At 38.1% G+C, this 12,259-nt stretch carries 9 protein-coding genes; 7 read left to right on the forward strand and 2 right to left on the reverse strand.

Translation table 11 applies throughout. The annotated features are described in order from the left end of the window. Positions 1 to 166 precede the first annotated feature (166 nt). The 5 genes from NBC122_RS06210 (at position 167) to ruvC (ending at position 7,961) form a co-directional block, all read left to right on the forward strand. Positions 167 to 3,547 carry a methylmalonyl-CoA mutase family protein gene (locus tag NBC122_RS06210; RefSeq protein ID WP_133441070.1) on the forward strand — a complete coding sequence of 1,127 codons (3,381 nt, stop codon included), beginning with the start codon at positions 167 to 169 and terminating at the stop codon, positions 3,545 to 3,547. Positions 3,548 to 4,062: 515 nt separating this feature from the next. Then, a complete protein-coding gene (locus NBC122_RS06215) occupies positions 4,063 to 5,208 on the forward strand; it encodes a serine hydrolase domain-containing protein (RefSeq protein ID WP_133439554.1) in 1,146 nt (381 codons plus the stop codon). A 97-nt stretch (positions 5,209 to 5,305) separates the two neighbouring features. Next, positions 5,306 to 6,037 carry a pirin family protein gene (locus NBC122_RS06220; protein ID WP_133439555.1) on the forward strand — a complete coding sequence of 244 codons (732 nt, stop codon included), beginning with the start codon at positions 5,306 to 5,308 and terminating at the stop codon, positions 6,035 to 6,037. A 274-nt stretch (positions 6,038 to 6,311) separates the two neighbouring features. Continuing rightward, on the forward strand, positions 6,312 to 7,373 hold the full coding sequence (locus NBC122_RS06225) for a fatty acid desaturase (protein WP_133439556.1): 1,062 nt from the start codon (positions 6,312 to 6,314) through the stop codon (positions 7,371 to 7,373). Between the two features lie 33 nt (positions 7,374 to 7,406). After that, a complete protein-coding gene (gene ruvC, locus NBC122_RS06230) occupies positions 7,407 to 7,961 on the forward strand; it encodes a crossover junction endodeoxyribonuclease RuvC (protein ID WP_133439557.1) in 555 nt (184 codons plus the stop codon). Here the strand turns inward: ruvC and NBC122_RS06235 are convergent. Together NBC122_RS06235 and NBC122_RS06240 are read right to left on the reverse strand one after the other, a co-directional pair. After that, positions 7,874 to 8,437 carry a lipocalin family protein gene (locus tag NBC122_RS06235; protein WP_133439558.1) on the reverse strand — a complete coding sequence of 188 codons (564 nt, stop codon included), beginning with the start codon at positions 8,435 to 8,437 and terminating at the stop codon, positions 7,874 to 7,876. The two genes, ruvC and NBC122_RS06235, sit on opposite strands and share 88 nt — an antisense overlap. A 56-nt stretch (positions 8,438 to 8,493) precedes the next feature. Beyond that, positions 8,494 to 10,317, reverse strand: coding sequence for a GEVED domain-containing protein (locus NBC122_RS06240; RefSeq protein ID WP_133439559.1), 1,824 nt, complete (start codon positions 10,315 to 10,317; stop codon positions 8,494 to 8,496). A 201-nt stretch (positions 10,318 to 10,518) separates the two neighbouring features. On the opposite strand from NBC122_RS06240, the gene NBC122_RS06245 reads away from it, so the two are divergent. Together NBC122_RS06245 and NBC122_RS06250 are read left to right on the forward strand one after the other, a co-directional pair. Then, positions 10,519 to 11,592 carry a DUF4407 domain-containing protein gene (locus NBC122_RS06245; RefSeq protein ID WP_133439560.1) on the forward strand — a complete coding sequence of 358 codons (1,074 nt, stop codon included), beginning with the start codon at positions 10,519 to 10,521 and terminating at the stop codon, positions 11,590 to 11,592. Positions 11,593 to 11,615: 23 nt separating this feature from the next. Then, positions 11,616 to 12,236: a tetratricopeptide repeat protein gene (locus tag NBC122_RS06250; RefSeq protein WP_133439561.1), complete on the forward strand. Its 621-nt coding sequence runs from the start codon at positions 11,616 to 11,618 to the stop codon at positions 12,234 to 12,236. Positions 12,237 to 12,259 lie beyond the last annotated feature (23 nt).

Below are 12,259 nucleotides of genomic sequence, written 5' to 3' on the forward strand. Positions count from 1 at the left end.
CCACAAAATACTTATTGGGACCTGAAATTAAACGGCTGGAATTCTTGCACCTGGACTAAAAAAAAGAATAATTCTCCTTGCTGACCTTTTCAAAATAGTTGAAAAGGTTTTCTTTTCCTCAAAATTCCAAAAAGTCTTATCTTTGAAACCAATCGAAAATTCAATTATGGAATCCCAAAAATATACACCGAAAAATAAAGTAAGAGTTGTAACAGCCGCTTCTTTGTTTGATGGACACGACGCTGCGATTAATATTATGAGAAGAATGATTCAGGCTACAGGTGCCGAAGTTATTCATCTCGGTCACGATAAGTCTGCTGAAGAAGTGGTGGATTGTGCGATTCAGGAAGATGCAAATGCAATTGCATTAACTTCTTATCAAGGTGGTCACAACGAATATTTTAAATACATCTACGATCTTTTACGTCAGAAAGGCGCGCCTCAAATCAAAATTTTTGGCGGCGGCGGCGGCGTAATTCTTCCCGAAGAAATCAAAGAATTAATGGACTACGGAATCGACCGCATTTATTCACCAGATGACGGACGAGAAATGGGATTACAAGGCATGATCAATGATCTGGTACAGAAATCTGACTTCGCAACTGGCGAATATATTCAAGTTTCAGATTTAAATAAAATTAAATTTGAGGATTCAAAATCCATTGCTGAAGTTATTTCAGCCGTAGAAAATTTCTCTGATGAAAAACCGGATCTCGTAAAAGCCATCGACGAAAAAGCCAAAGATTCAAAAATTCCAATCATCGGGATTACAGGAACGGGCGGAGCAGGGAAATCTTCTTTAACGGATGAATTGGTTCGGAGATTTTTACGTTCCAATCCTGATCAGAAAATCGCGATTATTTCTGTAGATCCTTCAAAAAAGAAAACAGGCGGAGCGCTTTTGGGTGACAGAATCCGCATGAATTCCATTAATGATCCCCGCGTTTATATGCGTTCGATGGCGACCCGGGAAAATAATGTTTCGGTTTCTCCGTACATTCATTCCGCTTTAAATATTTTAAAATTGGCAAAACCGGATGTTATCATTCTGGAAACTTCCGGGATTGGACAGTCAGGTTCTGAAATTACCGATATCGCCGATGTTTCAATGTACGTAATGACGCCGGAATATGGTGCTTCGACGCAATTGGAGAAAATCGATATGCTGGATTATGCTGATTTAATTGCCTTAAATAAATCCGACAAACGCGGCGCTTTAGACGCGCTTCAGGCCGTTCGGAAAACCTATCAGCGTAATCACACCGCTTTTGATAAAACGTTGGAAGAAATGCCGGTTTTCTCTACAAAAGCCAGTCAGTTCAACGATTACGGAACCACGGAATTGTACAATGCTTTAATTAATAAAGTCAATGAAACTTTAGAAAAATCGGAAGGTGAAAATACGCGTAAATTTAATGAGTTTATAGAACAGAACGTTTCCGATGACACTACGGTAATTCCGCCGAAACGCGTGCGTTATCTTTCAGAAATTGTAGAGTCGAACCGCGAGTACGATAAAGAAGTTGAGCGCCAGGCTTTAATTGCAAAAAGAATGTATCTGTTGGAAGGTGCAAAGGTTTTAATCACCGATGACCAGCATACTCATGATAAATTAGAGAAAGTATTTCTGAAAACTAAAAAAGAACTTTCCGAAGAAAATACCGCTTTTCTAAAAGGTTGGAAACATTTCAAAGAAGAAATGTCCGGAGATTCATTTTCTTATTTCGTTCGTGGAAAAGAAATTAAGGTGGAAACCAAATATGAATCTTTATCTCATTTAAAAATTTCGAAAATATCTTTACCGAAGTTCCAGGATTGGGGAGATTTATTAAGATGGAAAGGTCAGGAAAACGTTCCGGGACAATTTCCCTATACCGCAGGATTATTTCCTTTTAAAAGAACGGGCGAAGATCCAACCAGAATGTTTGCTGGCGAAGGCGGACCCGAAAGAACCAACCGCAGATTCCATTATGTTTCCGCAGATATGGATGCAAAACGTTTGTCAACAGCATTTGACTCGGTAACATTATATGGTCAGGATCCCGCTTTTCCGCCCGATATTTACGGAAAAATCGGAAATGCCGGAGTTTCAATTGCAACTTTAGATGATGCTAAAAAACTCTATTCCGGTTTTGATCTGGTCAATGCCATGACATCGGTTTCCATGACGATTAATGGACCTGCGCCAATGTTACTCGCGTTTTTTATGAATGCCGCTATCGATCAGAATGTAGAGAAATACCTTTCCGAAAATAATCTTTGGGAAGCAGTTGAAGAAAAATTAAAACAAAAGTTCGATGATAAAGGTTTGAAAAGACCTGCTTATGAAGGCGAACTTCCACACGGAAATAACGGTTTAGGTTTAAAATTATTAGGACTTACCGGTGACGAAGTAATTGATGCTGAAACTTATAATAAAATTAAGGCAGAAACCATTGCAACGGTTCGTGGAACGGTTCAGGCAGATATTTTGAAAGAAGATCAGGCGCAGAATACCTGTATTTTCTCTACAGAATTTGCATTGAGATTAATGGGAGATGTACAGCAGTATTTCATTGATCAGAAAGTGAGAAACTTTTATTCGGTTTCTATTTCCGGTTATCACATTGCAGAAGCGGGCGCAAATCCGATCACGCAGTTGGCCTTTACTTTGGCCAACGGTTTCACGTACGTGGAATATTATTTGAGCCGCGGAATGAACATCAATGATTTTGCACCGAATTTATCGTTCTTTTTCTCGAACGGAGTTGATCCCGAATATGCCGTTATCGGCCGCGTCGCCCGTAAAATTTGGTCAAAAGCAATGAAGTTTAAATACCACGCCAACGAAAGAAGCCAGATGCTGAAATACCATATTCAGACTTCGGGAAGATCGCTCCACGCGCAGGAAATTGATTTTAATGATATCAGAACGACTTTGCAGGCTTTGTATGCGATTTATGACAACTGTAACTCTTTGCATACCAATGCTTATGATGAAGCAATCACAACGCCGACGGAAAATTCTGTTCGACGTGCAATGGCGATTCAGTTGATCATTAATAAAGAATTAGGTTTAGCGAAAAATGAAAATCCGCTTCAGGGTTCGTTTATTATTGAAGAATTAACGGATTTGGTGGAAGAAGCAGTTTATACCGAATTCGACCGAATTACGGAAAGAGGAGGCGTTCTCGGTGCGATGGAAACGATGTATCAAAGGTCGAAAATTCAGGAGGAAAGCATGCATTACGAAATGCTGAAACATACGGGAGAATATCCGATCGTCGGTGTGAATACTTTCCTTGGAAAAGACGGCTCGCCAACGGTCCGTCCGGGAGAAGTAATCCGTTCCACCGAAGAAGAAAAACAATTACAGATTCAGAATTTGCAGAATTTCCAGAAGTCGCATGCTGAGAAAAGTGAGCAAATTTTGAAAGATTTACAGACTGCCGCCATCAACCAGGAAAATTTATTTGAAAAAATGATGGAAGCGGTGAAATACTGTTCGCTTGGGCAAATCACCAACGCTTTGTTCGAAGTGGGCGGAATGTACAGAAGGAATATGTAGGCTGCTTTCGAAAACCTAAATATGATTTTATCAACCGTGTCAACGTTTAAATCCTTGACACGGTTTTTTTATATAACAGGAATTTACTTGCCATTATTGAATCAGTATTAAAAATTGGAACTAAGCGAATTTTGGATCATCAGAAAAAATACAGTTGGTCAAAATCTGATTTTTGTGCAGTCGTCCTAAAAAGACATTGGAACCCAGTAAATCATCTCCGATTACGTATTCTCTTAGGTGTTCAAACTGCACCCAACCCCATAGCAACCCCTAGTGTATGCTGACCTTATGCTGACTGTATGCTGACCCCTTTCATTGTTTTCATTGTCCGAACATCGGTCATGGGAAATAATTTGAAGAACTGATTTTTTTTACTGCCCTTTTCAGATCTGCAATAATCAAAGCAGTCCATATTCTTCAAAATTAATTATTTATATCTTTCTCCCCAAATTTTATGGTTTAATCTCCATTTTTTCTTTCAGGTTAATTTCAATATTTTTATAAAAACTTCAAAAGTGATTCAAAAATTCAAACTGCTTTATTTTCTCTTTCTATTGGTTGCAATTTTTTCCTGTAAATCGGAAGAAGATAAGCAGGTTGAGCGAACCGCAGCACGAAATGCGGTCATCGACAGTACACTCACGGTTTTTAAGCAACAGCTTTTGAAGGTTCAAATCGATTCTGTATTTGCGAAAACCCAGTTTAATGGCAACATTTCTGTTCTTCAGGATGGGAAAATTTTATATCAAAAAGAAAACGGTTTTGAAGATTTTAAAGACAAAACAAAACTCAACAGCAGTTCGGTTTTCGCAATTGGTTCAATAAGCAAACAGTTTACGGCAGTTTTAATTTTATTGCAGGAAGAAGAAGGAAAGCTTTCCACAGAGGACAAAGTTTCTAAATATTTAACGGAATTTCAGCCGCGACAATTTGAAAATATTAAGGTTAAAGAGTTACTGAATCACACTTCAGGAATCAGCGATTTCGGAAATGGTTTACTGTCAAAACCGGGGCAGGAATTTAATTATTCCAATAAAGGGTTTTATTATTTGGGAAAGATCATTGAAAAGGTTTCGGGTAAATCGTATGATAAAAACGCCATGGATCTTTTCAGAAAAGCGGAGATGAAAAGTTCTTTCACTGCAAATCTTTTTAAAGGAGCGCATTTTGCGTCCGCTTACATCGGTAATGCAAATAATTATTCTAAAGTTGAAAATATGCCGACGCGACTTTCAGCAAAAGAAATTTCTGTGCCTGCCGGTGGCATTTTGTCAACGGTTAATGATTTGCATCTTTGGAATAATGCTTTGTTTAAGGGGGATATTTTAAAACCATCCTCTTTAAAAAAGTTAAGGGAAAAATCTGCGGACAGGAATCACCAGATTCTAGGGAAAATGAATTATGGTTTTGGTTTGATGATGAATGTCGGAAAACCTGAATCGTATTTTCATACCGGCTATGTAAAAGGGTCGCCTTCTTTGAATATGTATTATCCGGAAACAAATACTTCGGTGGTGATTTTGTCTAATATCGCTGATGAAAGCAAAGGGAAAAATGCCGTTTTTTATCCTCACAAAGAAGTGAAGAAAGCAACTGATTGGGTGGAAAATGCAGTTGTTGAATTTCGAAAAGAGATGTTGAAAACTTCCCTTTCCGAATAAATGCGGAGAGGTTTAAAAGTTGAAATGTCTTCTTGTCCTACATCAATGGTTTGCAAATGAACATGTTGTAAATTTGCGGTGTTAAAATCATTAAAATATGAAAACAATTTATCATAAAGCAGATTCAAGGGGTCATGCAAATCACGGCTGGTTAAACAGTTATCACACTTTTAGCTTTGCAAATTATCAAAATCCCGAACGCGTCCATTTCGGAGTTTTGCGCGTGCTGAACGATGATTCAGTTTCGAAAGGAATGGGGTTTGGGACACATCCTCACCGGGATATGGAAATTATTTCAATTCCGTTATCAGGCGATTTAGAACATAAAGATTCGATGGGAACCACTGCGGTTATCCGGAAAGGCGAAATCCAGGTGATGAGTGCAGGAACCGGAGTTCAACATAGCGAATACAATAAAAACAAAGATGAAGAAGTTAAGTTCTTGCAGATTTGGGTTTTCCCCCGGGAAGCAGGTGTTGAACCAAGATATGATCAAAAGAGTATCGTAGAAAGTGCAAAAATTAATGACTTTCAGCAAATATTATCACCCAATAAGGAGGATGATGGCGTTTGGATCCATCAGGACGCCTGGTTTAATTTGGCAAATTTTGAAAAAGGCCACGCAAAAGATTATACGCTCAACAAAAATGGAAATGGAGTCTATGCTTTTGTTTTGAAAGGCAGTGCAAAAATTGGTGACCAGATTTTAAATGAAAGAGATGGTTTAGGAATTTGGGATACTAAAAGTTTTAATGTGGAAGCTTTAGAAGACACTGAAATTCTTTTAATGGAAGTGCCAATGGAACTCCCAGATTATCTTAAAAAGTAAAAGAATCGGCTTAGAAATAAGTCGGTTTTTTTGTATCAATTTTTCACTCGATGCATTAAGATAAATCAAAATCGAAGTTTTTTTTTAAGGCGAAAAAATCCGGCTCATTTCTGAGCCGGATTGATGTTAAACAATCCATTCCCAAAATGGTTTTTTGAATGTTGGTGGGATTGAGTGAAGTTGACGGCGGATTAACTTTTGGATCAGATATATTTATTCCTTAATGATTTTCACAGTTCCTTTAATTGAATACCTTTGCAACTTAATATAAAATATGACGAAAGAGCACGAAGAAATTATTATTCAAGACTTAAAAGACTGGAAACGACTCATCAAACCTTATGCTTCACCTGAAACAAAACTAGCCTGGAAACAGATTTTCAACACGATTTTACCATTCATCGGCATATTCGTCCTGGCGGCAATTGTCTATGATTATTCATTGATAGCGACTTTATTGATCTCAATTATCGGCGGACTTTTCTTGACCCGCGTATTTATAATTCAGCACGATTGCGGACATCAAGCTTTCTTTCCGGATCGAAAGAAAAATGACAGAACCGGTTTTTTAACCAGCTTTCTCACCTGTATACCTTATAAATACTGGGCTAGATCCCATAACCACCACCACGCACATCAGGGACAGCTTGACACGCGGACTATCGGAGATGTAAATCTTCTAACGGTGCGCGAGTACGAATTGCTTTCCAAATTTGAAAAATTCAAGTACCGCATTTATCGATCTGTTCCGGTGATGTTTATTATTGGGCCTGCTTATTATATTTTCATCCATAACAGGATTCCTTTTATCACCTTAAAAGGATGGGACAAAGAAAGGAAAATGTTGCTTCTTACCAATGTTTATTTGGTGCTTTTCTTCGTGGTGTTGGGCCTCGTATTGTGCCTGCCGCATTTTGATCTGTTATATGGTTTCAAAAAACTGGCATTTATTTATGTGCCAATTTTACTCACTTTTGTTTTTACAGCCATTTGGTTTTTCTACGTGCAGCACCAGCACGACCCCAATTACAAAGCTTGGAAAAAAGATTGGGAATACCTACTGGCTGCGATAAAAGGAAGTTCTTATTATAAGTTGCCCGCCATCTTAAATTTCTTCACTGGAAATATAGGCTACCATCATCTCCATCATTTGGCTCCAAAGATTCCGTTTTATAAGTTGCACAAATGCAGCCATGAAAACCCGGTTTTCCAGAAGCACGTTTCTGAAATTACCTTTTGGAGTAGCCTAAAGTATGCATTTTACACCCTTTGGGATGAAGAGAACAACCGCATGATAAAATTCTCGCAACTGAAGGAAATTCGGGTTAAACCTTAATATTCTATATTTACTTATCTTACCTTTGTGGTGATGAAGAGCGAAAAAATTATTTTAGGAATCGATCCCGGAACCGCAATTATGGGTTTCGGAATCATTTCTGTGAAAGGAAATAAAATGGAATTGGTTTCGATGCATGAACTTATCCTAAAGAAATATCCCAATCACGAAACAAAACTTAAATATATTTTTGAACGGACTTTGGCAATTATCGATGAGTACAATCCCGATGAGGTCGCCCTCGAAGCGCCTTTCTTTGGAAAAAACGTACAGTCGATGTTGAAGTTGGGTCGGGCGCAGGGTGTTGCTATGGCAGCTTCCTTATACCGCGATGTTCCCATTACCGAGTATTCTCCGAAAAAAATTAAAATGGCCATCACCGGAAACGGAAATGCCAGTAAAGAGCAGGTCGCCGGAATGCTGAAAAGTCTTCTCAATCTAAAAGAATTCCCAACCAAATACCTCGATGCATCCGATGGTTTGGCAGTGGCGGTTTGTCATCATTTTAATTCCGGCAATTTATCGATGGAGAAATCATATACCGGTTGGGACAGTTTTTTGAAGCAAAATCCAGATCGGTTAAAATAGCCGCCTTTATTTTTTTCATAAATTTTTTCAATTTTTACCTCTTTTCCACCAATAAAATCATTGGTGATCAGCATGAATTTATGGTCAGAAATCACCTTTATTTTTACAGAATATAAGACATCATCAACGAAGTACTGCATATTGTTATCGGTAAAAATTACCGTACCGCTATTTGTAGATATGAACTCGGAACAGTTTTTTCCTTTTGCAGTGAATTTTGATTGGGTTAGAATTTCATTTTTCTCATTAAATTCCCAATAGGATTTCTGCTGGCAATTGGATTGTGGTTGCAGCTTTTTCTTGTTTCCGATGATATAATATGTTTCGGTATTGACCCATTTACCGACAAAATATTTTTGATTTGGTAACTCGCTGTTGGTTTTTTCTAAAACGGGTTGAGAACTTGGTTCTTTTTTTTGAGAACAGCATTGATAGAAAAACGAAACAATGGCGAAAAACAGGATTGTTCTTTTCATGATTTTTATTTCAGAAAAAAGAGCCATCATGTAAAAATGGCCCTTTCTCGTGGTGTTTAATTATTAATGAATTTTTTAGAAGAGTTTTGGTAGTGAACGATATACGTGCCCATCGGAAGAACTTGATTGATCAGGATTGTACTTGCCGCATTTCCTTTTTGTACGATATTGCCATTCATATCATAGATTTTATAGTCGCCAAAACCCTTACTAAACTTGCTGCTGAGTGACAGTTTGTTTTCCGATTTTGAATAGTAAATTAAATCAGATGAATCTTTAGGGTTTTCAGAAGTTGCCAAATTGGTGGCAATTCTTACGGAATAATCTTCGGTCTGTCCGTAACTCAAATTCTGGCAAGCCGTATCATTGGTATAATCTGCGATGATTCTCATTCTTAAATAGGTGTCTTTCACAGCATTTGCCGGCGGAGTAAATAGGATGACAAATGGGGAACTTTCAGTGGAAACTCTTGTAGCCGAAGCGCCAATTAACTCTGAAGATTCAAATATTCCATTATTGTTATAATCAATCCAAGCTTTAATAAACTGAGGATTGGTACCGAAACTCACATTGAGCTCACTCGGTTTATTGGGTGGAATATCAGTATATACTGCTTTGCTGGTACAGTTTTGTAGGCTGTAATCCACATAATATTGATTATTGATAGGGTTGTAAGGATCAGAAACATTGTTAATATTGGCCAGTAAAACATTGGTCGGTCCCATACCGAAATTACCGGGATTTGTGATTCCTGTTGGGCTGCAGTTTGCCGCAGTTAAAGTTCCTGCGCCAGGATCGGTAGCAAGGTCTGTTCCACCCAGGGAGTTCGTTAAATTTGCTCTGTACTGCATGAAAACTGAAAGCGCGCGATCCCGCTGTCCCGCTGTGAACTTTCTTGGTTGCCGGGTATAGTTCATGATATTGTACTGCACACCGTCATAAAATGTTCCCGTACATGGATTTATAACGGTATTTGTCGGTGTGGGATTTACATTCAAAAGACTTGCGCAGGGAGCGGTGTCACACACTCTGTCATTATCGATAAGGCAGTTGTTGTTAATAGGACAGTCTGCCGCGATTGGCGGATTGTTGGTGGGTGATGACGGTGCTCCTTCAAAAGTGTGGAGAAGTCCGAGCCCGTGACCAAATTCATGAGCCAGGGTGGAATCGTTATTATTGGTGACCACCGTAACTTTCATAAAACTTTCGTAAAAAGCATCAGGGTTAGTCGGGTAGCCACTCCAGCCCAATAAGCCAGATGTCGATTTGTCTCCGTCAAAGCCAATCACAACGTAGATGTTGAAATAGGCGTTTTCCGGCCAATGCGGTGCTAGCGCTTTTACCTGTTCTATCATAGCTCCACTTGTTGTGCTTCTTTGTACGCCATATTGGTCGTACCCGGAAATGATACTGCCGTTATATCTTACAATTCCCGTACTTGGTGTACATTGGGGAGTTCTTTTTGCCAGAACCAATTTTATGGGAATTACATTTCCGTCAAGACTTCCTGTACCTTCCGGAAAAAAACCGTTTCCGTAAGTTGTTGCGTACATTTTATTGCAGTTGTTGATCCAGGTGATAATTTGGTTGTCTGTTAAGGCAAGACCTGAATTACTCGCTGAGGTGGATGTGATAAGATGCACAACAACGGGGATTTCGTAAATCGTCCCGTCATAAAGTCCGTTTCTGGAGGTGGCTCCAATTTTTTTAAGATAGGATTTTACATCGGTACCGAGAAGTTGAGTTTCTGACAATTCTCTTTTATTTTTAATTTCAGGATATTTGAGTTCCAGGTTTTTCTGAACCTCATCGAATCCACATGTTTGAGCAATAATTCCAATTGAAAAAACCATTGCTACAACGATAATAATTTTTTTCATGGTTAAGGTTTTTAGTTATTAAATTAAAAGGCGGACTACTAAGTTACTGCTTTTGAGCAAGTCAGCTCAAAATTTAAGAATGTTTAATACAGATTCATAATATTTTATTAAAATTTTCGTGATTAGAATGTTAAACCTAATACTATCTGTAACATTGTTCCGTTTTTGAATACCAATTGGTCAAAGTTTAATTGAAAAAGAATGAAATCTCAAAAAATAAATCCCGTACAACATGTCAATCATTCCATGAATTGGTTTCAGAAATTTCTGATGGTCTGCTCTGGTGGAAACCTTCATATTCTTCGAAAAACACCAAGCGAGTGGAATAAGTTTTCCGGTATTGGCGGCATCGTTTTATTTACCGCAGTTTTTGCGACCCTTTCCGCGGGATACGCCATGTTTACCGTTTTTGATGATATCTGGATTTCCGTAGGTTTTGCCATTTTATGGGGATTGATGATTTTCAATTTGGACCGCTATATCGTTTCTTCAATCAAAAAAACAGGAACCTGGTGGAACCAGATTTTGATGGCAATTCCGAGATTAATCCTGGCTGCTTTTTTAGGAATCATTATTTCTAAACCTTTAGAGTTAAAAATTTTCGAAAAGGAAGTCAACAAGCAGTTGAATACCATTATTCAAAGAAATAAAACGCAGCTTCAGGCAGAAATGAACGGCAGGATTCTGCAGCAATCCGGACCTTTTGAAACCGAAAAAAAACAAATTCAAACCAAAATTGCTGACTATCAAAAATCCTACGATTCTGCTTCTGTAGAATTAGAAAAAGAAATTCTCGGCAAACAAAGCGGCTTAACAAGTGGAAAGGTAGGATTTGGTTCTAACGCAAAACGTAAGGCTGAACTGAAAGAACAGCGCCGTCTAGATTTAGAAAATTACCAAAAACAGATTGCCCCACGGTTGGAATATCTGGATAAAGAAGTGTCGAAAGTTTACACCAATATCGAAAAAGAAAGAAATAAGACCGAAACTTTCGAAGATCAGTTCAATGGATTTGCCGCCCGGTTGCAGGCGTTGGACGAACTCGGGAAAAACTCTGCGGTTATAGGGCTTGCCGCTGCTTTTATTATGGGTCTTTTTATTACCTTAGAAATTTCTCCCGTCCTGATCAAATTAATTTCATCGGTGGGTCCTTATGATCATCTTTTAGAAAAAACCGAAAATGATTTTAAACTCTATTCCAAAGAGAAAATTGAAAAAGGAAATGCCTTAACCGATTTTAGAATCGATGATTTTAAAGATAAACTCGGAAAATAATTTGTAGATTTATTAAAAAATTAATGAAAACAAATTTTAGTATTCTCTTCATATTCCTCTCGGTTTCGGTTTGTTTTGGACAGTCCAGGAGAGAAATAAAACGGCAGGGTTTAGCTGCTTTTAATAATGAAGATTTTATGACCGCAAAAGTAAATTATCTTAAATTACTGGAGAAAGGCGAGAAGACCTGGGAGACTTATACAATTTTGGGAGATTGCGAATTTCAAACTGGGAATCCCGATGAAGCGTTAAGCTATTACGGAAAAGCCCAGGAAAAAAATCCTGTTTATCTGGGACTTTATTTGCGGATAGGAACGGTTTTGAGGCAACAAAAGAAATTTGACGAAGCGATAATGAGTTTTCGGAAAATGACGGTTACCAATCCGAAGAGTCCGCAAGTTTATAATATAATTGCAAGCACTTATTATGAAAAGGGAGATTATAAGGAAACTTTAGATGAAATCAATACCATGGTGCAAATGGTTGGTGAAAATCTGGATTCCAGTTTTGGACGAAGCATGTCTTATATTAAATTAAATCAAATTCCGGAAGCCTGCGTTGAACTGGAAAAAGCAGACCGGTTTGATACAGAGAATCAAAACAAAGAAATCGATGTTATGAAAGCACAGTTTTGCTCGAAATAATTGATAATTAAGCATAAAAAAAC

Origin of the sequence: Chryseobacterium salivictor (assembly GCF_004359195.1) — a bacterium.
GTDB classification, from domain to species: domain Bacteria; phylum Bacteroidota; class Bacteroidia; order Flavobacteriales; family Weeksellaceae; genus Kaistella; species Kaistella salivictor.